The organism is Rossellomorea aquimaris, from assembly GCF_001877785.1.
Taxonomy (GTDB): Bacteria; Bacillota; Bacilli; order Bacillales; family Bacillaceae_B; genus Rossellomorea; species Rossellomorea aquimaris_A.
Map to the genome: position 1 here is coordinate 186,863 of NZ_MINN01000085.1, position 19,753 is coordinate 206,615.

The window sequence follows — 19,753 nt, forward strand, 5'->3', positions numbered from 1 at the left end:
GTGATGTGGATGAAGAAACAAGGCGATCTGATCAAGGAACTTACAAAAAAACAATTAACTTTTCATCTGTTTTTTACTCAAATTGTACTATTAACGATTGCCTTCTTTTTAGGTATATTTTTATTTGAAGATTGGTCCACTTTTGGAAGTCAGTTCCGTTTTACATCGTCCATTTGGACTGTAGGATTGACTTTCGGATTGATCGTTGTCGTATTGGATCTTGTCATGATGAAGTACCTCCCTCCTGAGTTTTACGATGATGGAGGGGTGAATGCACGGATATTCTCAGACCGGAATATAGGAGAAATTGCCCTCTTGGCCTTCGTCATTGCAGTCAGTGAGGAAATCCTGTTCCGAGGCATCATACAATTTCATTTGGGAATCATTCTTTCCAGTATCATTTTCGCAGTCATTCACTTCCGGTATTGGGCCCATTGGTTCCTAATCATGAATATTGTTATTTTAAGTTTTTGGATCGGCATGATTTATGAAGTGACCGGAAATTTATTGGTCACCATTATGATGCACTTTATCATTGACTTTTTATTAGGGATTTACATGCGTTTTAAGTCAATTAAAGCAAGAAAAGAAGGGATGTCTCATGAGCAAAGACCCATTTCGTGATAAAGCAGATAAATCAAAACAGAAAATTGAAAGGGTTCAAGAGGAACCTGCTCCAAAAAAAAGGGAACCCCTGCCTCCGAGAAGTGAATTACACCGTGAAAAGAAGAAAAAGAATAAAGTAAAACTGAAATATCCATTAATCAGCTTATTGCTTTTATTTTTTATTTTAATGCCTTTGACAGTGTTCAGCATATATTCCTATTTTGATAACCGAAATGAGCCTTTAACGGTCTTTTCCGAAGAAAAAAATGAAGTGCAGGAAGTCCAATATGAAGGTAATAATGACGATGATGAGGGTGCAGTCATATCAGAAGAGACCACAGGAAGTGAACAGTCTCAACAAGAAGAGACAGCTGTATCCGAAGAGCCTGAGAAAGAAAATAAGGAAGAGGATTCTAAGCGTGAAACAAAACTTCCCGCTGCAAAAGCGGCGGAAGTGGAGGAGCCTGAAAAAGCTGAAACACCAGAACCCGCACCTGAATCCGGCCAGGATCCACCGGCACAGGAGACAGATTCAGAAATCATCTATCATACTGTACAGCCAAGTGAAACCATTTTTCGCATCGCAATGAAATATTACCACACCCAAGATGGGATAGAGATAATAAAAAGTGCCAACAACCTCCCAACCAATGAAATTCAATCCGGACAAGTATTGAAGATCCCTCTGTCACGGTAAGCAGAGCCGCCTATATGGCGGGTATTTTTTTCCATGGAGGATTCTATCCAAATGGACAAGTTCATAGAATGGTAGAAGGGAGGGACGAGATATGCATAATTCAATCCGGGAATTCGAAGATTGGACAGATCAGGCTACGAAACAAATGCTGAATAACCTGGTCGAAAGAAAACGAAAGTTCGACCGTGCTAAAAAAATGCATGTATATACCCTGTGGCTTGCTGTATTTACGGCATTCTGCTTCTTGTATTATCTAACGCAGGCTGTACTTGAGCCTTACTCATATTCTTTTGGTGCAATGTTTTCTGTCTATGTATCCCATTCGGTCCATTTGTATCTGACGGTATTTATCGGGGGATTATTTGGAGGGGTCAAAGTTCTTCATCAGCTGAAAGAGAAAAAAGAAAAAGAGTACCAGGACCTGCGCAAAGAAATCATCGACCGGAGCAAGGACCTCTGGAAAGAAGAAGCGTGGAAAATGAGGCATAGAGTCTTCGATAAAATGAAAAGCCAATTCGACATCAACCTCTATCATGGGAGTAAGTAATAAAAGAGTGCGCCGCAGGAAAAGAAAAAAGCGTTTGGAAGATATTCACCAAACGCTTTGACTTTCTATTAGAAGAACCTCTTCTTACCCTGTTCGTCTTTAAGTATTTCTGCAGCTTCCCTGAACCGCTGCGAATGAATGATTTCACGTTCCCGCAGATACCTGAGCCCGTCATTCAAATCGGGGTCGTCACTCAAGTTTATGATCCATTGATAGGTTGCCCTTGCTTTTTCCTCTGCCGCGATATCTTCGTAGATATCCGCAATCGGATCCCCTTTTGCTGCAATATAAGAAGCGGTCCAAGGCACTCCTGCAGCGTTATGATAAAAAAGTGCACTGTCATGATTGGCATAATGGGCATCCAATCCGGCTGCCTTCATCATCTCAGGGGTTGCATCCTTGGTCAATTTATAGATTGAAACTAAAATGCAACCATGATAAAGTATTGATATATCAGCATTTTATAATACTTTAGAGGGTGTTGAAATTGAATAATGCAATGCCAATGGGCAAGATAAAAAAGGTGGCTATCTACAGCAGAAAGTCTAGACCTGATGAAACTGAGGACACCATAAAAAGGCAGTTAGCCTTCCTTGTAGATAAGTGTGTAGAGAACAATTGGGAGTTTGAGGTCTTTCAAGAGGTAGGCTCATCTCAGGACATAAACAGACCTGAATTAAACAAAATGTTAGAAAAAGTACAGTCATTTCACTATGATGCAATTGTTATCACAGACCAAGATAGATTATCAAGAACAACAGCAGGGTTTTCTCAGATTAAAGAGATACTTACTAACTATGGAGTGCAGGTTGTTACCTCCTCTAAAATATATGACTACACTACTCAAGAAGATGACTTAATGTCAGATATGCAATCTATTGTAGCAAAGCAAGAATACCTCAACATTAAGAAAAGATTGGTAAGGGGTAAGAGGCAGTCTGCAAAAGAGGGAAACTGGGTAGGGGGTAAGACTCCAGTAGGTTATGAATATGACCATAAAACCAAAAAGCTAAAGCCTGATGAAAATGCTCCAATAATAAAGAGGATATATGACCTTTACTTGTCAGGAGTTACATCTACAGATATTGCTAGGCAGTTTGAGCTAGAGGGAATCCTTACTCCTACAGGTTCTAAATGGAATAAGGCAAGAATATCTGTAATCCTTGCTAATCCTGTATATAAGGGTACTGTCATTTATGGAAAGACCAAAATATCTAAGACAAGTAGAAAGCCCTCAGGTGCTCCTAGACAGCTTAAAACAGATGAGAATGAGCAGATCATTATAGAGAATGCCCATGAGCCTATTGTATCTGTAGAGGATTGGGAGGCTGTCAAGGACATTAGGGAAGGCAGATTGTCAAAGCCTCCTAGTGCAAGGATAGGCAAGGTTATCTTTACAGGATTAATAAAATGCTCACTTTGTGGCAGGACTCACAGCTTTCAAAGGAGAAGGGGCAAAGAGCTAAGAGTTACATCTTGTCAGACTAGGCATTATGCTGATGATGGAGAGACTTATACTACTTGTAAGAACAAAGGAGTAAGGCTTGACCTATTTGAAACAGTATTCTTTGCTAAGTTTTCTCAGTATGTAAATAAGCTAGAGCAGTATCTAGAGGATGTAAAAAGCAATATGAAAGCAGAGGAGTCTAATCCTGCTGATGAAAAGGCTGTACTGACAGCTACAATCAAAAGGATAGATGCAGGCATTAAGAGAGTGCAGCAGGGCTTTGTTATGGAGATATTTACTGAGGAAGAGGCACAGGCTCAGATTAAGCAGTTAAAGGCTCAGAGAAAGCAAGCAGAGGCTCAAATAAAGAGGTTGAATAGTAAGTCTAGGGAAGAACAATTAGATGAGCTACAGGCTGTCCTAGAGAGGCTAAAAGGTATTCTAACAGGTACATCAGACTTAGATACAAAGGACATTAATACATTACTTACTAGCCTAATAGACCACATTGAATACAAAAGGGTTGGAGATCATAAAGCAGAGATTGAAATCAAAATACACTATAAGGGACAGTCTGAGGAGCAGGAATAAGCTCCTCTTTTTTTTTGTGCTTTCTACTCTGAACAAAAATTCATAAAAACCTATTTGTAAGATAGCTTCCAATGTTATAATTTTCATATAATGGAATTTTACAAGGGGTTGCTATTGTGTATAAAGCAGATAAATCTTACAGTTCAATTGAATTAAACAAAGAGGACATTATAGAGTTAGAGGATATTTTGACAGATAAGTTTGCCACAGGTAATACTAGAAAAGTATTTACTGTAAATACAAAAAATAGAGAGTTTACTCCATTATCTTTGTATGGATTTTTAAATGACAAGGTACCTGACAATATTGAAAATATTACACTAAGTTTTAGAGAAATGGATACTGATTATTCTCAAGTTAAATATGTAAGAGTGAGTATTGGTAAGTATGTTTTTCTATCAATAGAAGGTAAGGATGAGGTATGGGTAAATGGCATGGCTCAGTTACTTGATGCATTTTTCAAAAAAAAGAAGTCACTTGTTCTAAAGATGTCTAATCTGATACCTATACTTGCAGGGGGGCTAATTGGTTTTAGTGCTGGAAATGGTTTTTTTGCACTTAAACAAGGTAATACTACCTCTGCTATAATATTGGGAATATTGCTCATTATAGGATTTATTATGGCTAACCCTTTCTATGTTAGAAAAGTATTTCCTCCTGTAAGACTGAATTTAACACCTGTGCCTAAAAGAAATTGGAATTTAATTTGGGCAGCTACAGGAGCAATAGGCACAATTATAGGTTTATGTGTAGCCATCATCTCTTTATGGAAATAAATACCTAAAAGGTTTTTTATATTATGTATATTTTCAAGGCACTTCTCTCCCTGCCAGATAGGGGGTACCCCCCCCTGTGGGGGGGGTGTCTATTTAGACTCTACCCAAAGTAGACAAAATGGCAACTGTTGATTATACTGATGTTACAGTGTCTATTTAAAATGTCTATTTAGTTATTTGGCAGGAGGATAAATACATGGGTAAACAATATGGTTATGCAAGGGTATCTACAGTAGAGCAAAGTCTTGAGGCTCAGATAAAGGCTCTACAAGAGGCAGGAGTATCTGAGATATACAAAGATAAGGCAACAGGTAAGAATACAAAGAGGGAAGGCTTACAGGCTCTCCTGAGCATCCTACATGCAGGAGATACACTTGTAATAACTAAGCTAGACAGGATAGCTAGGAATGTTAAAGAGGGCATACAGCTTATTGATGAATTGGCTGAGAAAGGCATTAAGCTCCATGTACTGAATATGGGATTGTTTGATGGTACAGCTACCTCTAAACTCCTCAGGAATATCCTCCTCTCTGTAGCTGAGTGGGAGAGGGAGATGATTTTGGAGAGACAAAGAGAGGGCATTGCAATAGCTAAGGCTCAGGGTAAGTATAAAGGTAAGCCTAAGAAGTACACAGACAAAAACCCTGCCCTAGTCCATGCTCTTGATCTGTTTGCTAATAGGTCTACAAATGGAAAGACTGTAAAGGAAATCTGTGAGATAACAAAGGTGAGCAGAGCCTCACTTTACAATATAGCTAAAGATAAGGGCATCCTGTAAGGGATACTCTTTTTTTGTCTCTTTAAATATTTTTTTATATTGCACATACTCCTGTTTTCTTGGACTTTTGCAAGCTGTACCCCTTGATACATCAACACTTTACTGTACTAAAGAATCCAAGACCTCCCAATATTCCTGGACATATTCCAAGAGGCTCATACAGCTCCTTTCCCTTCCTATTCCTTTTATTTAACTGAGAGGAGGCATGTACAGGGAAGATATTGGGCTATTTTAAGCTGTCTAGTTACAGCCTCCCCCTCCCCCATACAAAAAAAGACAGCCTATAGTCTGCTCAGGGCATAACCATAGACTGTAAGTATCATTTCTTGGCTTATGTATTATATGAATTTCCCCTTAATCTCCACTACAGGGCTCTTATCTAGTAAGGTGGTTCTACAGACTTCTAACTGTATTATATTCTCCTTCTCCAATTGCTTAGCACTTTGGATAGTTTTTTGCTCAGCACTATCACTTACCATAGCCTTGTATACATGGAATGATGTTCCTATCTCTTTTAAATCTCTTAATAGCTGATCTTTCTCCACTGGAATCATCTCCTTTCCTAAAAGAGATAATTCTACAAACTTGTATAATATCCCTGCTGAATATACAAAAAAAGACAGCCTAAGCACAGCATTTAAGGATGTTACTCCTTAGCTACACTTAGACTGTCTGATAATGAATGGAGAAGAAAGAGTGCTAAACATCATGGGCAGTGAGATATTCAACACTCATGACTTTTCCTAACTACTGAAAAGGAACTGTATAGAAAGGATGTTGCCTCTCTACATTAATATGTTCAGCTACATATTGTATTTTCAAGTTAGATGAACAATACAACAAAAAGCCCTCCCCATGCCTCAGAGTGTAGGGCAGGAGAGAGCAGATCATATCTTATCTTTTATAACTGTACTTACTTATCTATATTGTATTATATCTACAATATTGTCTTAGTCTTCTATTATTAAGTTGCCTGAGCTTTAGCTCAGTATGTTTCTGTATTTGATACAAGGGTCTACAAAGTAGACAGACTTATCCTTTGCTAACTAAATCTTTTTTCATTAATCTCTTATCTCTTACTGTAAAACTTTAAAGTTATAACAGTTATTCTCAGTAATATGTCCAATTGTCAGACCCTATTTAAAGTAAAATAATTGTTACAGTTTTGTTACAGATTGTAGTGATGCTTTCAGCCTTACTCCCACAAGGGTTTCAGGATTTGTCAGAAAATAATTACTTTGGCTAAAATACTTTAAAAAAAAGCAGAGATTTTCCAACACATCAGAATGATACTGTGAGTAGTTACTCAAAATGATACAGTGACTTTTATCTTTATGGTTGGTAAAGTTGGTGAGCTGCTTTGCAGTTTGGGCACAAAAAAAGAGGCAGGAGCATTATCTCTGCCCCTACCAGTTACTCACTAAATAACCTTTTTATTTTAATTGGATGCTTTGCCTTATAGTCCATAAAAGCCTCATAACAGTCTTTCCTACTCCTGCCATTAACAATGTTTTTTATTGTAGCTCTTGATACTGTACAATGTTTCTCTATTTGATGAGGAAGGAGACCTTTCACTTTACTAAGGTAAAGGATTTTGTATACTTCTTTATCTGATAATTTAACATTATTAAACCCTGACATCATTTAACCTCCTCAAGCATCCTTTTTACTACTATGTTTAGAGAAATTAGAAGGAATTTGTGACAGTCTCATTACTCAATCTCCATTTGATACAAAGCTCTAGCCAGTGCTTTTCTTTCAGCCTTATCAGTAGAGTTATTGTACATCTCCTGCAAGTGTAGATACTCCTTATCTAATTTCCATTGCTTATAGCCCTCAATGTACTGTTCATATGTTCTGATCTTCTTAATTTTTTGTGTAGCTTTCCTTGATAGCATCTTATTTCCCCTCCTATATTTGGTACTACTTAGTTAACTGAGAGGAGACAAAAGTAAGTATTGTACTTATAAAAAGTAAAATTATTCACTTGATACTTGTTTTTGTAGTGCCATAGCTAAACTAGTAGCAAAGGAATTGAGGTAACTCTTTTCCTATAAATACTGAGGAGGAATTTAATATGAAAGAACAAATGTTAAAAGATATGGAAGGCAAAATAGCTGAGGTACTTGAGTCAAAAAGTAAAATTGATGCATTACTGGACAATATTGAGGAGATGCAGGATGAAAATAAAAGCTCACTTGCTAAAATGGAGCAGGATTTAAAAGGGCATCAAGAGGCACTTACTATGGCATTGGACTTGGGTGAGGCAAAGCTGATTAAAAAGCAGATTGATTCCTTACAAGAGGAGATAGAGCTACAAAAGTCAGTAACTGAGGCTATTGTAAAAGGGAAATATGCAGATTTAGAGGCTAAAGCTGAGGAGTTCTTTAAGGTGCATAGTTCAGCTTGTTTTATGTTTAAGGCTGTAGATGATTACTTGGTAGTAAATACTACTCTGTCAGAGCTAAATGAGGTAAAAGGGATTATGCAAAGCTATTCTAATACATTATCAATCACCTTTGCAGGAGTCAGAGCTATCCTATTAGATACAGGTATTGTTGCTTTAGAAAATCAATATAAAGTGTACAGGGGAACACACTTAGGAAAAAGAGATGTAGTATCAGAGCTTAATGAGTTTGAATATCAAATTAGACCATATATGAACAAGTTAAGATCATATGGTTTTGAGATTAAATAATAGAAAGCATATCTGATGTTTTGAGACAGACTTAATACAACTACTGAGGAGGTACAATGATGGAACTGATTGGGCAGGTTATTGGAGCTATGGTATTAGCTTATAAAGTCATTCCTTTTATGTTTGAACAAAGATAATAACTTACTGAGGTTGGGCATTCTGCTCAGCCTCTTTTTATTTATTTGGAGAGGGAGAATGCAATGGGTATAGATTACAGATTTAATGAGTGGAGAGTATCAGGGGAAAAAGCTGAGGCATGGAGTCCTATGGCTTACAGGTTATTGTCTAAGAATGCTACCTCTGAGCATTTAAATGGTTTTAGGATTGGACAAATGCTGTACTTGCATCATATTGAGGGTATGAGTGCTAAAGAAATAAAACATTCACCTGTGGGCTTTGGTCTAAATTTAACTGTGATTAATGCTACTCTCAGAGGGTACAAAAGAAAGTATATGTCAGTAGGTGTTGAAACAATAGAGGCTTATGATATTGCTATGTACATGATTGAGCATGAGCCTGAGGTATTGGAGAGAATGTACAGGGTGAATATAAGTAAGAATTAAGGGGCTGTAGCTATAAAGCTATGGCTCTCTTTTTTTATGTTTTTTCTCTAGGTCACAGTTTCAGAGCTTTCTCTAATAAGAGTAATGAGGACAAACAGAGCTTTCATAGCTTTTATTAGGGGAGAGGATACAACATGAGTGAACAGAGGGATATTGTCATTGAACAAAATGTAACTATTGCAGATGATAATACTGTACTTGTGAAAGGTATTGGGAAAGCATCAGATGTAGGAGAATTGGATGTGAAGAAATTTATTGAGGTGGCAATGAATTTAAAATCATTTTGGAGATAAATGAGGCAGTAGCTAGATCATAGCTATTGTCTTTTTTTTATGCTTTTTTTTAGTTACATATAATAAGGAAAATTCTAGTCATATATAGGTTGCATATTAGATATATTATATTTATAAATCATGGTTGCAATCATTTCAAGATGTGCGAATTCTTCCGTTCCGATATCAGTGAGCAGCCCGATTACTTTATCAGGAATCGTATACCGCTGATTCAGATAGCGCAGTGCAGCGGCCAGTTCTCCGTCTGCACCCCCATATTGCTCAACCAGATATTTTGCAAGAGTCGGATTGCATGTACTTACCCTTACGGGGTATTGCAGCTTCTTTTCATATGTCCACATATGAATGGATTCCTCCCTTACTTAAAATTATACCTGCCATGGCCAGGGTGCATCTTTCCAGTCCCATGGGTAATTTGAATAACTGTATCCAAAGTTGGTCAGCGGGCCGAACTCCTTTTCAAACTTCTTTTTTATTTGTTTTCTTGTTTTTACGTACATATTGTATTGTGAAATCGCGTCATGATCATCTGGGTGTGTATCAAGGTATAGTGTCAATTCAACTATCACGAAGTCTACGGCTTGTAACTCCTCCATGATTTCATAATAATGTGCAGGAAGCTGCTTCATGGCTCTAATCTCCCTTCATTTTTTCATAGGGGCTGTAGTACGGGTCATAAAACACTTTCCACAACGTCCCTTTCCTCAATGCCTCCTTAGGCGCATATTGTTCGAGGTTAGGTGGCTGAAACCCAAGGAAGAGATTCGGGGGAGTTGAGTAAACCTTTGTAGTAATCGGTTTACAAGGGTCAAAAGGGCTGACATAAGGGTGCCAGCTTCTATAAAAATCATGCACAAGTATCCCTCCTGTAAAGAAATGCCTTCGTAACAACATATGAGTGAGTATGGTGGAACATGTTAGAAAAAATTTATAACACCAGTAAAGAAGGGATTTCGATTCGAAATGTTGAATAATTTAAGCGTAGGAAATAAATGATGAGGTGGTCAAATGTTCGTAAAAAGTGCCATGATTCCAAAGCATAAATGCTATGTGGTAAATGAAAATGATTCAATCGGAAAAACACTTGAAGTAATGGAGCATCACAAGATAGACGGGCTGCCGGTACTGTCGAATGATAAGTATGCAGGGGTTGTGACCCGCTACAATATTTATCAGAATTTCTTCCTGTCCGGAATGGATAGAGATAAGTTCCTGAAAGAAACAAAGACGGCTGATATCGCCATCCATCAGGATAAATTTCTGGTAGAAAGCAATGTGTTCGAAGATACATTAGTGGAATTGCAGGACTTTCCCATCTTATCGGTTATCGATGAAAATAGGAATTTCCTTGGGCTGATTACCCGTTATGACGTACTGGATCAATTCAAAAGTGCATTCGGGATGGAAAGAAAGGGAGTGAGGATCGCCTTCACATCCGTTGAAACAGAAGGAAGGATCGCACGTCTGGGGGATATCATCCAGCAATATTCAGAATCGGTTATTTCGCTTGTTACGTTCGATGCCACAGATAAGCTGCTAAGACGCATCGTCCTGAAAATCGAAAAGAAAGATAATATCGATAAATTCATCAATAAACTGGAGAAATCAGGTTTCAGAATCCTTCATATTAAGGAAGAAGAATGATGGATAATAAAATTCAATCATACACTGTATGAAATAAAATCCTTCTCATAAGATTTATGGGAGGGATTTTATTATGCATTATATTTTCAGGCTGATAGGTTCATTTATATTAGGGTATTTATTCATTAAATGGTTTCCGGAAATTCAATCAACTGAGGCTTCGGGAGTGATCATTGAACTAGTCCTGCATCCGGTTGAATTCTTTGCATCATCCACCATGTTCATTCTGGGCTTTATTGTCCAGGGAAACCTTGTAAAGGCTGAATGCTTATTTTTAATCCGGCTGTCCAAGGGGAATTTACATAAGGAACTGTTGATTGTACCTGTTCATGCATGCATGATCTATGGACTCTCGCTGTTTGGTATTTGGGAAACTCTGTTTTTTTCCTTCTTAGCGGTTTTTTATGGTATTATTTCTTTAGATTTGCGAAGGCAAGGAGGCCATCATGCTTGAAATAATAAGTATTTTATTAATGGGGGGAGCAATTCTTCTCCTTTTTATGTATTATGAAGCCCATCGCAATGAGGTAAAGACTCATTTGTTTACTTTTCACGATTTTCCCGGGGATAAGGAAATGACCATATTCTTTATTTCGGACATACATAAGCGCACGATGGATTCGGACCTGATTGATCAGGTCAGGGATAAAGCGGATATTGCAGTTATTGGAGGGGATCTGACGGAAAGGGCGGTTCCTTTTTCAAGAGTGGAGGAAAACTTGGATAAATTAGCGGCGATCGGGTCTGTTTATTTTATCTGGGGTAATAATGATTATGAAGTGAATACAGACGAACTTCGGAAGCTGTTCAAGAAGAAGGGTGTCAAAGAAATCGTGAACGATTCACTGACATTCACTGCTGGCGGGGGAGTCGTCAATCTGATCGGTGTGGATGATGCAAGTACACAGAGGGCGGTATTGCCCGAAGCGCTTGAAAAGACCGATCCATCCGGGTTCAATATCTTACTGAGCCATGATCCCCGTCTGGTGAAACAGGTGAATAAAGAGGATGGAATCAATCTCATGTTAAGCGGGCATACTCATGGGGGCCAAATCCGGATACTGGGCTGGGGCCTTTATAAAAAAGGCAGGACTGTAGAGCTTTCCCAAACCACCTTGTTAGTCAGCAATGGGTATGGTACTACAGCACTTCCGCTGAGATTAGGGGCACCGGCAGAAGCTCATCTGATCACAATTAAAAGAAAGTCATAATGAACAAAACCTATTCATTGCCTATACAAATTTTACACTGTAGGGAATCTCTACTATAATCTAAAAGAACATATGTAAATGAAAACCGTGGGGGATTTCTATGAACGATCAAAAAACGACCGGTAAATATAATATCAAAGCAATATCCACTATACTTGGAATTCAGCCGGGTACCTTGAGGGCGTGGGAAAGAAGATATAATATCATTGCGCCGGTAAGAAATGAATCAGGGCACAGACTTTATACAGAGCAGCACCTGAATATTCTGAAATGGCTTGTTTCAAAAGTCAAACAGGGGTTTACGATCAGCCAGGCAGTCGCTTTATTGGACAAGCAGGAACTTGAAGAAAATGAAGTAGTCGAGTACGTGAACCAGGATAGAAGCCAGAATATATCCGATGAACTTTTAAAGGCTCTGCTGAGTTTTGATGAATCGAAAGCGCAAGAACTCATAAATAAATCATTTTCTATTTATACAATCGATAAAGTGGTGATTGATATTCTTGGAAGTTTGCTTGTTCAAATCGGCGACCTTTGGGAGAGGGACGAAATCACAACTGCACATGAACACTTCGCAAGCTCGATCCTGCGTTCACGCATAGGAAGCATCATGCATTCATTTCCGCATAATGGGATTCTTCCCAAAGTAGTGGCGGTTTGCGGACCGGGGGAATGGCATGAATTGGGACTGCTGATATTTACGCTCTATGTAAGGAGAAAAGGATTTGAAGTCATTTACCTTGGTTCAAGCATCAAGGAAGATGATATCGAAGTTGTCCTGAAGGAAGTGGAGCCAAAGTTCCTGTTCTTATCATGCACGATGATGGATAATGTAAGCAGCTTATTATCACTCGTTTCTTCTCTGCATGAAAGTTACAAAGGATTGGAGATTGGAATGGGCGGGTTTGCAGTCGATCATCTGCCGAAGGATTTGAAAGAAAAATACAAACCGCATATTGTCGGCCAGTCCAAATCCGAATGGGAAGACTGGTTAAAAAGTAAATTATAAACCGGTGTTTATGCACTGATTTGTGCCCCCTACATAGTATGTGGTAAGTCGTCACACTCTTGGGGGGCACGCATATGAGACTTGAGCGAATTTCCGATAACAAAATTAAATTTTCCATAAGTGTAGAGGAGCTTGAGCAAAAAGGTTTGTTTGAGCAGGAGCAATGGAAAGATTCAGTAATGTGGCATGATTTGTTTGAAGACATGCTGGATGAAGTGCAGGGTAAGTTTGGTATAGAGGCCCAGATGGAAATTTCTGTGGAAATAGAATCATTCGATGAAGAAGAGATTTGCATGATCCTCACTTTGGAACTGGATGATGAAGATTATTCCGATTTTGAAGGAAGCATGGAACTGGTGCAGCCCATCATCGAAAATGATTTGCTGTTTCACTTCATTGACTTTGAAGTGATCATCGATGTGTTGAATCGGCTCAGGCATACATCCAAGTTTGAGGACCGCCCTCTGGAAGTCAGCTTATATAACTATGAAAGTAAATACTATCTGCTTTTTGAAAACATCCCCCGGAGCCAGCATCTGCTGTTAAAGACGATTATCCTGGAATACGGTGCATTGTCGAATCAAACTGCCTATATGATAAAGGAATATGGTCATCCGATCGTACTGAAACAGGCGATGGAAAAAGTGACTAAGTATTTCACATAGCCGTTTCTTCCTCACTTTTAGGTTTTCCTAAAGGTGTTTTTATTTTACAGAATTCTGATCAGCGGGAATTGATATAAGAAAATGAAAAAAATGACAGCGTTTTCAAAAAACCTGTTATTTTTGTTTTTTGTATCTTTGCAAGTAGAAACCAAACGTGTATACTATGTCATGAAAGCGGACTGGGGTCTGCTATACAGTGAATTAAACTGGGAGGTTTACATATATGGTATCCGAGAAGGAGAAAGAAAATAACCAAGCATCCGAAAAGAACGATGTGTTGAAATCCACACAAACGGTTATTCATCTCGCGCTAGATAAATTGGGGTATCCAGAAGAAGTATATGAATTATTAAAAGAACCTTTACGAATGCTGACAGTTAAAATACCTGTACGAATGGACGACGGCAAGGTAAAGGTGTTTACCGGATTCAGGGCACAGCACAACGATGCTGTAGGGCCGACCAAAGGCGGTATCCGCTTCCATCCGAATGTCACTGAGAAGGAAGTGAAAGCCCTTTCGATTTGGATGAGCTTAAAATGCGGAATTGTCGACTTGCCTTATGGCGGCGGGAAAGGCGGCATCATTTGTGATCCCCGGGACATGTCTTTTAGGGAACTTGAGAGGCTGAGCAGAGGATACGTGAGGGCAATCAGCCAGATTGTGGGTCCTTCCAAAGACATACCTGCACCTGACGTGTTTACGAATTCTCAGATCATGGCCTGGATGATGGATGAATACAGCCGGATCGATGAATATAATTCACCCGGGTTCATTACAGGGAAACCTCTTGTGCTTGGAGGGTCGCACGGCAGGGAAACGGCTACTGCGAAAGGTGTGACCATCTGCATCCGGGAAGCGGCAAAGAAAAAAGGAATCAAACTTGAAGGAGCGCGTGTGGTGGTGCAGGGATTCGGGAATGCAGGCAGCTTCCTTGCAAAATTCATGCATGATGCGGGCGCAAGGGTCATCGGAATCTCAGATGCATACGGCGGTCTGCATGATGAGAATGGTTTGGATATCGATTATCTCCTGGATCGGAGAGACAGCTTCGGTACTGTCACTAAATTATTCAATAACACGATCTCAAATCAGGAATTACTTGAACTTGACTGTGATATTCTTGTACCGGCAGCTATCGAGAATCAGATCACAGAACATAATGCACATAACATCCGTGCAAGCATCGTCGTCGAGGCAGCCAACGGGCCGACGACTTTGGATGCAACAAAAATCCTGACTGAAAGAGGGATATTGCTTGTACCTGACGTCCTTGCTTCATCAGGAGGTGTCACAGTATCCTACTTCGAGTGGGTTCAAAACAACCAGGGATATTACTGGACCGAAGAGGAAGTGGAAGAAAAACTGGAAAAGATACTGGTCCATTCATTCAACAATGTCTATGAGACCTCCCAGACAAGACGGGTCGACATGAGACTTGCCGCCTACATGGTCGGCGTAAGAAAAATGGCCGAAGCCTCCCGCTTCAGAGGGTGGATTTGATTTAAATAATCTTTTAAAAAAGGATGGGACTTCCCATCCTTTTTTCGCTTTCCAATTTCTATTTTGTAGTACCCAATCAGTTGCTTTGACCAATTACTGAAATTAATTCATAATGTTCATGGAGAATGTTTTTTATATATTGGAACAAACATTATAGTTTATAAATGAATGATTATGTTAGACAGTTTCAGCTGTTAATTGGAGTGGAAGACGCAGACCCCTATGAGAAACCGGAAGGGCTGGTCAGTGGAGGGTGGCATAATAAGAAACGGCGCGAAGGCGTTCTTTGCCTTCCTGGTCGGTTTGGCTTATGACACGTGCATCTAAGCCCTGCAGCTAGACAGTTATAAGTTATATCTATTTTATGCGGAGGCTCACGGGCTACCCGCGGGAAGCGTAGTCATCCACGGAAAATCAACAGCGGTAATGAACAGACAAAGATTTATAGCAAGGAGTGCCTGAAGTTGAGAAACGAAGAATGTATCATCGTCGGCGGAGGACCATGCGGTTTATCAACGGCGATTCACCTTAAACAACAAGGAATCGACCCCCTTATCATTGAAAAAGGAAACATCGTAAACGCAATCTATAACTATCCAACACATCAGACCTTCTTTTCTTCAAGTGAAAAGCTTGAGATCGGCGATGTGCCTTTCGTCATCGAAGAGCATAAACCCCGGCGCAATCAAGCCCTCGTCTATTATCGCGAAGTGGCAAAAAGAAAAGATGTAAGAATCAATCGTTTTGAAATGGTCAATAAAGTCGATAAGGAGAAAGACGGCGGCTTCATCATAAGCACCTCAAAAGAAACGTACCGGGCAAAATACGTCATCATCGCCACAGGTTATTATGACAACCCGAATTATATGGGGATCCCTGGTGAAGATAAGGATAAAGTCTTTCATTATTTCAAAGAAGCTCATCCTTTTTTTGATACAGATACAGTCGTGATAGGCGGGAAAAATTCAGCGGTGGATGCTGCATTGGAGTTGAACAAAGCAGGGTCGAGAGTAACGGTGCTTTACAGGGGAAGCGAATATTCCAAAAGCGTGAAACCGTGGATTCTTCCCAATTTTGATGCACTTGTAAGGAACGGGGAGGTAAAAATGGAATTCAATGCACATCTGGAAAAAATCACGGATGATGCAGTCCACTATACGGTGAATGGGGACAAGAAAGAGATCAAGAATGATTTCGTCTTTGCGATGACTGGATATCATCCGGATCACAGCTTTCTTACAAAGATGGGAATTTCCATCGACCGGGAGAGCGGCCGTCCGGCATTCGACCCTGATACAATGGAAACAAATGTAGAAGGTGTTTATGTAGCCGGAGTGATTGCGGCAGGTAATAATGCTAACGAAATATTCATAGAAAACGGTCGGCACCACGGCGGTTTGATTGCACAATCCATTATAATGAAACAAAAGTAATAAGAGCCCGCAGCGGATGCGGGCTCTTTTGATTGGTCCAGCTGCGGCGGCCAGTAGCTCGAGGTCATAAGATAAACTTACCAAAAAAGCCAAGAGCGCCTTTCCGGTAAGTTCATCTTATGCTTGTCGCTCCTGAACGAGCCGCCTCCGCTTTTCTGTTGTCCAGCTGCGGCGGCTAGGAGCTCGAGGTCATAAGCTAAACTTACCAAAAAAGCCAAGAGCGCCTTTCCGGTAAGTTCATCTTATGCTTGTCGCTCCTGAGCGAGCCGCCTCCGCTTTTCTGTTGTCCAGCTGCGGCGGCTAGGAGCTCGAGGTCATAAGCTAAACTTACCAAAAAGGCCAAGAGCGCCTTTCCGGTAAGTTCATCTTATGCTTGTCGCTCCTGAGCGAGCCGCCTCCGCTTTTCTGTTGTCCAGCTACGGCGGCTAGGAGCTCGAGGTCATAAGCTAAACTTACCAAAAAGGCCAAGAGCGCCTTTCCGGTAAGTTCATCTTATGCTTGTCGCTCCTGAGCGAGCCGCCTCCGCTTTTCTGTTGTCCAGCTACGGCGGCTAGGAGCTCGAGGTCATAAGCTAAACTTACCAAAAAGGCCAAGAGCGCCTTTCCGGTAAGTTCATCTTATGCTTGTCGCTCCTGAGCGAGCCGCCTCCGCTTTTCTGTTGTCCAGCTACGGCGGCTAGGAGCTCGAGGTCATAAGCTAAACTTACCAAAAAGGCCAAGAGCGCCTTTCCGGTAAGTTCATCTTATGCTTGTCGCTCCTGAATGAGCCGCCTCCGCTTTTCTAATTAATTCCTGAAAATGCGTTCCATTTCTTGAAAATCATTTGTTTGAGACAAAGCAACCATCAGCTTTATCCGTGCTTTTTGACCGTTCAGGCCGTTAGAGAATATGACTCCCTTTTCTTTTAATTGCTTTCCCCCGCCCTCATAACCATATACATCCTGGGCGATGCCATTGAAGCACCTTGAAACGAGGACCACGGGGATACGGTTGTTCAAAAGATCAATGATACCGGGGACAGCTTCCGGGGGAAGATTGCCCTGTCCGAGGGCCTCGATGACCACTCCATCGAACTTGAGGTCCTTTATTGCGCCAAGAAGACTTGAATCCATACCTGCGTAAGCTTTGATAAGGGTAACTTTTTTCGTGATGTCACATACTTTATAGCTTTCGGAAGAAGTCGGCTGATGGTGAAATAAGATACCTCTCTTAGTCACGATGCCGATCGGACCATATTGCGGGCTTTGAAAGGTAGAGACGTTGCTTGTGTGTGTTTTCGTCACATTTTTTGCAGAATGAATCTCATCATTAAGTACAACGAGAACACCTTTGTTCTTTGAGAGGGGATCAGCTGCCACGCGCACGGATGAAATAAGATTATATAGCCCATCAGCCCCGATTTCATTACTTGATCTCATGGCTCCGGTCACCACGATTGAGACTGGAAGTGAAACAGTCAAATCCAGGAAATAGGCTGTTTCCTCGAGTGTATCCGTTCCATGTGTGATCACAACACCGTCGAATTCCTGTTTTTCAAATTCTGCATCTATCAAACGTTTAATCTCATGCATATGTTCCGTGGTGATATGCGGAGAAGGAAGATGAAAGGCTTCAATGACCCTGACGTCAGCTAAATTTGCAACCATTGATGTTTGTACGGATAAGGGATTTTCCCTGCCGGGGATGACAGCTCCCGTATCTTTGTCTTCCATCATGGAGATGGTTCCTCCTGTATGTATGACCAGTACATTTTTTTTCATACATCATTCCTCCTTGGATTTTTCTTATTTTCTTTCCTACTTTAACATGATACGATTAAGAAAACTGAAAGAAAAGAGGACTTTTACTATGCTGGTGGTTTTATCAGCGGGAATAGCACCGGGCCTTGCTCTTCTGAGTTATTTTTATTTGCGCGATGAGTATGACGCTGAACCGGTTGCGCTAGTCTTTAAAACCTTTATATACGGTGTCTTAATTACTTTTCCAATCATGTTTCTTCAGTATGTATTGAAAGTGGAAGGGTTTGTCGATTCCAACTGGCTGAATGCCTATATTTCTTCTGGACTTCTGGAAGAATTTTTTAAATGGTTCATCCTCATGGTTGCCATTTTTCAACATGTTCATTTTAACGATCCGTATGACGGTATCATATATGGAGCAAGCGTTTCACTTGGATTTGCAACGGTTGAAAATATATTATTCCTATTGGCAAATGGAGTTGAATACGCGTTCGGCAGAGCGCTCATGCCAGTTTCGAGTCATGCTCTTTTCGGAGTGTTGATGGGTTATTATCTGGGCAAAGCCAAATTTTCCTTGAAGGATCATCGTCAAAAATGGCTCTTCATATCGGTGATGGTTCCGCTTGCATTGCACGGGACATATAATTATATCTTCTTGTCTGAGAAGAATTGGATTTATTATATGATTCCATTCATGTTGTTCCTTTGGTGGATTGGGTTGAAGAAAGTCAAACATGCACACCGCCTGACGGCCAAAAAATATTCTCATTCAGAGTTGAAGAAAGAAATTCTTTAAAGAAAAAGAGCTTGTAAAAAAATCTATAGACTACAATTTAGTATGGACTCTAAACACCGCTATTGATTTCCGGGCAAAACTTCGCTTTCCGCGGGCGCGCGGTGAGCCTCCTTCTCATATTCAGGGGATGAGCTGTCCATCTGCAGGGCATAGTGGCACATGGCTTAAAGGCAAAGAACGCCTTCGTGTACGATTCGTCTTATGCCATACGCCTCTGGGCAAAGCCCTTCCGCATTTCTGATCGGAGTCTTCGTCTTGCACTCCGATCAACCGCTGGAAAACGCTATAACTTAACTAATATTTGTACAAAACTATAAAAACCCCGAACTAGTCTGCCTCTGTGAATGCAAATTAGTTCGGGGTTATTTTGACTGGAAATCTTTTGTACCAGCTTCTTTACTTATTTGTAAGTCGCTGCAAGGTCTGTCTTCGGTGCTTCTTTTCGTTTCACTTCATCAATTTTGTTGACAAACATCTGAAACACTTTTCTTTTTTCGTCCAGCTCTCTTATGTATTCCTTGAGTTCATTGTATTTTTCTTCGAAGGGTTTGTGATACATCTCACGGATATTCTCTATGATTTCTTCATTCACTGTGGACTGGATGACCTGTTTGGTGATCCCGTACTTATATGAATAGACCTTTAATTCTTTTTTTACGTCATCATAGTCAGTATTGATTTGGTCCAGTACTTCCGAAATATCTTCCTTCCATTCTTCCAGTGATTTGGCTAAATAATCTTCCATAATTGCCTCCCCCTT

The 19,753-nt window shown here is 40.2% G+C and carries 24 protein-coding genes and 2 pseudogenes; 17 read left to right on the forward strand and 9 right to left on the reverse strand.

What is annotated here, in order from left to right:
- Positions 1 to 9 precede the first annotated feature (9 nt).
- The 3 genes from BHE18_RS10810 to BHE18_RS10820 all read left to right on the forward strand — a co-directional run bounded on the left by BHE18_RS10810 (position 10) and on the right by BHE18_RS10820 (position 1,850).
- Complete coding sequence (locus BHE18_RS10810) at positions 10 to 624, forward strand: CPBP family intramembrane glutamic endopeptidase (protein ID WP_171910696.1); 615 nt, start codon at positions 10 to 12, stop codon at positions 622 to 624.
- Positions 602 to 1,303, forward strand: coding sequence for a LysM peptidoglycan-binding domain-containing protein (locus tag BHE18_RS10815; RefSeq protein WP_071618582.1), 702 nt, complete (start codon positions 602 to 604; stop codon positions 1,301 to 1,303). The genes BHE18_RS10810 and BHE18_RS10815 overlap by 23 nt, the downstream gene beginning before the upstream one ends.
- A 91-nt stretch (positions 1,304 to 1,394) precedes the next feature.
- Positions 1,395 to 1,850, forward strand: coding sequence for a YpbF family protein (locus BHE18_RS10820; RefSeq protein WP_071618583.1), 456 nt, complete (start codon positions 1,395 to 1,397; stop codon positions 1,848 to 1,850).
- Between the two features lie 68 nt (positions 1,851 to 1,918).
- Here the strand turns inward: BHE18_RS10820 and BHE18_RS10825 are convergent.
- Positions 1,919 to 2,278 (reverse strand): annotated as a pseudogene (locus tag BHE18_RS10825) (manganese catalase family protein); the annotation flags it as partial.
- A gap of 59 nt (positions 2,279 to 2,337) precedes the next feature.
- Here BHE18_RS10825 and BHE18_RS10830 point away from each other — a divergent pair.
- From BHE18_RS10830 to BHE18_RS10840, 3 genes are all read left to right on the forward strand, one after another.
- Positions 2,338 to 3,888, forward strand: coding sequence for a recombinase family protein (locus tag BHE18_RS10830; protein WP_235860301.1), 1,551 nt, complete (start codon positions 2,338 to 2,340; stop codon positions 3,886 to 3,888).
- A 116-nt stretch (positions 3,889 to 4,004) separates the two neighbouring features.
- Positions 4,005 to 4,664 (forward strand): hypothetical protein, encoded by a 660-nt coding sequence (locus tag BHE18_RS10835; RefSeq protein ID WP_071618584.1) that lies wholly within the window; start codon positions 4,005 to 4,007, stop codon positions 4,662 to 4,664.
- 196 nt (positions 4,665 to 4,860) lie between these two features.
- A complete protein-coding gene (locus BHE18_RS10840) occupies positions 4,861 to 5,442 on the forward strand; it encodes a recombinase family protein (RefSeq protein WP_071618585.1) in 582 nt (193 codons plus the stop codon).
- A 338-nt stretch (positions 5,443 to 5,780) separates the two neighbouring features.
- On the opposite strand, the gene BHE18_RS10845 is transcribed toward BHE18_RS10840, so the two are convergent.
- From BHE18_RS10845 to BHE18_RS10855, 3 genes are all read right to left on the reverse strand, one after another.
- A complete protein-coding gene (locus BHE18_RS10845; RefSeq protein WP_071618586.1) occupies positions 5,781 to 5,987 on the reverse strand; it encodes a hypothetical protein in 207 nt (68 codons plus the stop codon).
- 868 nt (positions 5,988 to 6,855) lie between these two features.
- Positions 6,856 to 7,086 carry a hypothetical protein gene (locus BHE18_RS10850; RefSeq protein ID WP_071618587.1) on the reverse strand — a complete coding sequence of 77 codons (231 nt, stop codon included), beginning with the start codon at positions 7,084 to 7,086 and terminating at the stop codon, positions 6,856 to 6,858.
- Between the two features lie 68 nt (positions 7,087 to 7,154).
- On the reverse strand, positions 7,155 to 7,340 hold the full coding sequence (locus BHE18_RS10855) for a hypothetical protein (RefSeq protein ID WP_071618588.1): 186 nt from the start codon (positions 7,338 to 7,340) through the stop codon (positions 7,155 to 7,157).
- Positions 7,341 to 7,519: 179 nt separating this feature from the next.
- Between BHE18_RS10855 and BHE18_RS10860 the strand changes: the two genes are divergently transcribed.
- The 3 genes from BHE18_RS10860 to BHE18_RS23225 all read left to right on the forward strand — a co-directional run bounded on the left by BHE18_RS10860 (position 7,520) and on the right by BHE18_RS23225 (position 8,996).
- Positions 7,520 to 8,140, forward strand: coding sequence for a hypothetical protein (locus tag BHE18_RS10860; RefSeq protein WP_071618589.1), 621 nt, complete (start codon positions 7,520 to 7,522; stop codon positions 8,138 to 8,140).
- A gap of 200 nt (positions 8,141 to 8,340) precedes the next feature.
- Positions 8,341 to 8,703, forward strand: a complete 363-nt coding sequence (locus BHE18_RS10865) for a hypothetical protein (RefSeq protein WP_071618590.1) — start codon at positions 8,341 to 8,343, stop codon at positions 8,701 to 8,703.
- 134 nt (positions 8,704 to 8,837) lie between these two features.
- Positions 8,838 to 8,996, forward strand: coding sequence for a hypothetical protein (locus tag BHE18_RS23225; RefSeq protein ID WP_171910697.1), 159 nt, complete (start codon positions 8,838 to 8,840; stop codon positions 8,994 to 8,996).
- 110 nt (positions 8,997 to 9,106) lie between these two features.
- Here BHE18_RS23225 and cotJC read toward each other — a convergent pair.
- The 3 genes and pseudogenes from cotJC to BHE18_RS10880 all read right to left on the reverse strand — a co-directional run.
- Positions 9,107 to 9,337: pseudogene (gene cotJC, locus BHE18_RS10870) on the reverse strand (spore coat protein CotJC); the annotation flags it as partial.
- A gap of 27 nt (positions 9,338 to 9,364) precedes the next feature.
- Positions 9,365 to 9,625 carry a spore coat protein CotJB gene (locus BHE18_RS10875; protein ID WP_071618591.1) on the reverse strand — a complete coding sequence of 87 codons (261 nt, stop codon included), beginning with the start codon at positions 9,623 to 9,625 and terminating at the stop codon, positions 9,365 to 9,367.
- A gap of 4 nt (positions 9,626 to 9,629) precedes the next feature.
- A complete protein-coding gene (locus tag BHE18_RS10880; RefSeq protein WP_071618592.1) occupies positions 9,630 to 9,890 on the reverse strand; it encodes a spore coat associated protein CotJA in 261 nt (86 codons plus the stop codon).
- A gap of 114 nt (positions 9,891 to 10,004) precedes the next feature.
- On the opposite strand from BHE18_RS10880, the gene BHE18_RS10885 reads away from it, so the two are divergent.
- From BHE18_RS10885 to BHE18_RS10915, 7 genes are all read left to right on the forward strand, one after another.
- Complete coding sequence (locus tag BHE18_RS10885) at positions 10,005 to 10,640, forward strand: CBS domain-containing protein (RefSeq protein ID WP_071618593.1); 636 nt, start codon at positions 10,005 to 10,007, stop codon at positions 10,638 to 10,640.
- 73 nt (positions 10,641 to 10,713) lie between these two features.
- Positions 10,714 to 11,094 carry a hypothetical protein gene (locus BHE18_RS10890; protein WP_071618594.1) on the forward strand — a complete coding sequence of 127 codons (381 nt, stop codon included), beginning with the start codon at positions 10,714 to 10,716 and terminating at the stop codon, positions 11,092 to 11,094.
- On the forward strand, positions 11,087 to 11,851 hold the full coding sequence (locus BHE18_RS10895) for a metallophosphoesterase (RefSeq protein WP_071618595.1): 765 nt from the start codon (positions 11,087 to 11,089) through the stop codon (positions 11,849 to 11,851). Before BHE18_RS10890 ends, BHE18_RS10895 begins: the two co-directional genes overlap by 8 nt.
- A gap of 100 nt (positions 11,852 to 11,951) precedes the next feature.
- The gene (locus BHE18_RS10900) at positions 11,952 to 12,860 is read left to right on the forward strand and encodes a MerR family transcriptional regulator (RefSeq protein WP_071618596.1); all 909 of its coding nucleotides are present in this window, start codon (positions 11,952 to 11,954) and stop codon (positions 12,858 to 12,860) included.
- 74 nt (positions 12,861 to 12,934) lie between these two features.
- The gene (locus tag BHE18_RS10905) at positions 12,935 to 13,525 is read left to right on the forward strand and encodes an adaptor protein MecA (protein ID WP_071618597.1); all 591 of its coding nucleotides are present in this window, start codon (positions 12,935 to 12,937) and stop codon (positions 13,523 to 13,525) included.
- 223 nt (positions 13,526 to 13,748) lie between these two features.
- Positions 13,749 to 15,026, forward strand: coding sequence for a Glu/Leu/Phe/Val family dehydrogenase (locus BHE18_RS10910; RefSeq protein ID WP_071618598.1), 1,278 nt, complete (start codon positions 13,749 to 13,751; stop codon positions 15,024 to 15,026).
- Positions 15,027 to 15,490: 464 nt separating this feature from the next.
- Positions 15,491 to 16,459: a YpdA family putative bacillithiol disulfide reductase gene (locus BHE18_RS10915; protein ID WP_071618599.1), complete on the forward strand. Its 969-nt coding sequence runs from the start codon at positions 15,491 to 15,493 to the stop codon at positions 16,457 to 16,459.
- Positions 16,460 to 17,243: 784 nt separating this feature from the next.
- On the opposite strand, the gene BHE18_RS10920 is transcribed toward BHE18_RS10915, so the two are convergent.
- Positions 17,244 to 18,218: an asparaginase gene (locus BHE18_RS10920; RefSeq protein WP_071618600.1), complete on the reverse strand. Its 975-nt coding sequence runs from the start codon at positions 18,216 to 18,218 to the stop codon at positions 17,244 to 17,246.
- An 88-nt stretch (positions 18,219 to 18,306) separates the two neighbouring features.
- On the opposite strand from BHE18_RS10920, the gene prsW reads away from it, so the two are divergent.
- Positions 18,307 to 18,993, forward strand: coding sequence for a glutamic-type intramembrane protease PrsW (gene prsW / locus BHE18_RS10925; RefSeq protein WP_071618601.1), 687 nt, complete (start codon positions 18,307 to 18,309; stop codon positions 18,991 to 18,993).
- A 400-nt stretch (positions 18,994 to 19,393) separates the two neighbouring features.
- Here prsW and BHE18_RS10930 read toward each other — a convergent pair whose 3' ends face one another.
- Complete coding sequence (locus BHE18_RS10930) at positions 19,394 to 19,738, reverse strand: hypothetical protein (protein ID WP_071618602.1); 345 nt, start codon at positions 19,736 to 19,738, stop codon at positions 19,394 to 19,396.
- Positions 19,739 to 19,753 lie beyond the last annotated feature (15 nt).

What these genes read in the sequence shown, in the direction of transcription:
- BHE18_RS10810 (WP_171910696.1), top strand. Translation starts at nt 10, where the DNA reads ATGAAGAAACAAGGCGATCTGATCAAGGAACTTACAAAAAAACAATTA.
- BHE18_RS10815 (WP_071618582.1), top strand. Translation starts at nt 602, where the DNA reads ATGAGCAAAGACCCATTTCGTGATAAAGCAGATAAATCAAAACAGAAA.
- BHE18_RS10820 (WP_071618583.1), top strand. Translation starts at nt 1,395, where the DNA reads ATGCATAATTCAATCCGGGAATTCGAAGATTGGACAGATCAGGCTACG.
- BHE18_RS10840 (WP_071618585.1), top strand. Translation starts at nt 4,861, where the DNA reads ATGGGTAAACAATATGGTTATGCAAGGGTATCTACAGTAGAGCAAAGT.
- BHE18_RS10850 (WP_071618587.1), bottom strand. Translation starts at nt 7,086, where the DNA reads ATGATGTCAGGGTTTAATAATGTTAAATTATCAGATAAAGAAGTATAC.
- BHE18_RS10855 (WP_071618588.1), bottom strand. Translation starts at nt 7,340, where the DNA reads ATGCTATCAAGGAAAGCTACACAAAAAATTAAGAAGATCAGAACATAT.
- BHE18_RS10860 (WP_071618589.1), top strand. Translation starts at nt 7,520, where the DNA reads ATGAAAGAACAAATGTTAAAAGATATGGAAGGCAAAATAGCTGAGGTA.
- BHE18_RS10865 (WP_071618590.1), top strand. Translation starts at nt 8,341, where the DNA reads ATGGGTATAGATTACAGATTTAATGAGTGGAGAGTATCAGGGGAAAAA.
- BHE18_RS23225 (WP_171910697.1), top strand. Translation starts at nt 8,838, where the DNA reads ATGAGTGAACAGAGGGATATTGTCATTGAACAAAATGTAACTATTGCA.
- BHE18_RS10875 (WP_071618591.1), bottom strand. Translation starts at nt 9,625, where the DNA reads ATGAAGCAGCTTCCTGCACATTATTATGAAATCATGGAGGAGTTACAA.
- BHE18_RS10880 (WP_071618592.1), bottom strand. Translation starts at nt 9,890, where the DNA reads ATGTTGTTACGAAGGCATTTCTTTACAGGAGGGATACTTGTGCATGAT.
- BHE18_RS10885 (WP_071618593.1), top strand. Translation starts at nt 10,005, where the DNA reads ATGTTCGTAAAAAGTGCCATGATTCCAAAGCATAAATGCTATGTGGTA.
- BHE18_RS10890 (WP_071618594.1), top strand. Translation starts at nt 10,714, where the DNA reads ATGCATTATATTTTCAGGCTGATAGGTTCATTTATATTAGGGTATTTA.
- BHE18_RS10895 (WP_071618595.1), top strand. Translation starts at nt 11,087, where the DNA reads ATGCTTGAAATAATAAGTATTTTATTAATGGGGGGAGCAATTCTTCTC.
- BHE18_RS10900 (WP_071618596.1), top strand. Translation starts at nt 11,952, where the DNA reads ATGAACGATCAAAAAACGACCGGTAAATATAATATCAAAGCAATATCC.
- BHE18_RS10905 (WP_071618597.1), top strand. Translation starts at nt 12,935, where the DNA reads ATGAGACTTGAGCGAATTTCCGATAACAAAATTAAATTTTCCATAAGT.
- BHE18_RS10910 (WP_071618598.1), top strand. Translation starts at nt 13,749, where the DNA reads ATGGTATCCGAGAAGGAGAAAGAAAATAACCAAGCATCCGAAAAGAAC.
- BHE18_RS10920 (WP_071618600.1), bottom strand. Translation starts at nt 18,218, where the DNA reads ATGAAAAAAAATGTACTGGTCATACATACAGGAGGAACCATCTCCATG.
- prsW (WP_071618601.1), top strand. Translation starts at nt 18,307, where the DNA reads ATGCTGGTGGTTTTATCAGCGGGAATAGCACCGGGCCTTGCTCTTCTG.
- BHE18_RS10930 (WP_071618602.1), bottom strand. Translation starts at nt 19,738, where the DNA reads ATGGAAGATTATTTAGCCAAATCACTGGAAGAATGGAAGGAAGATATT.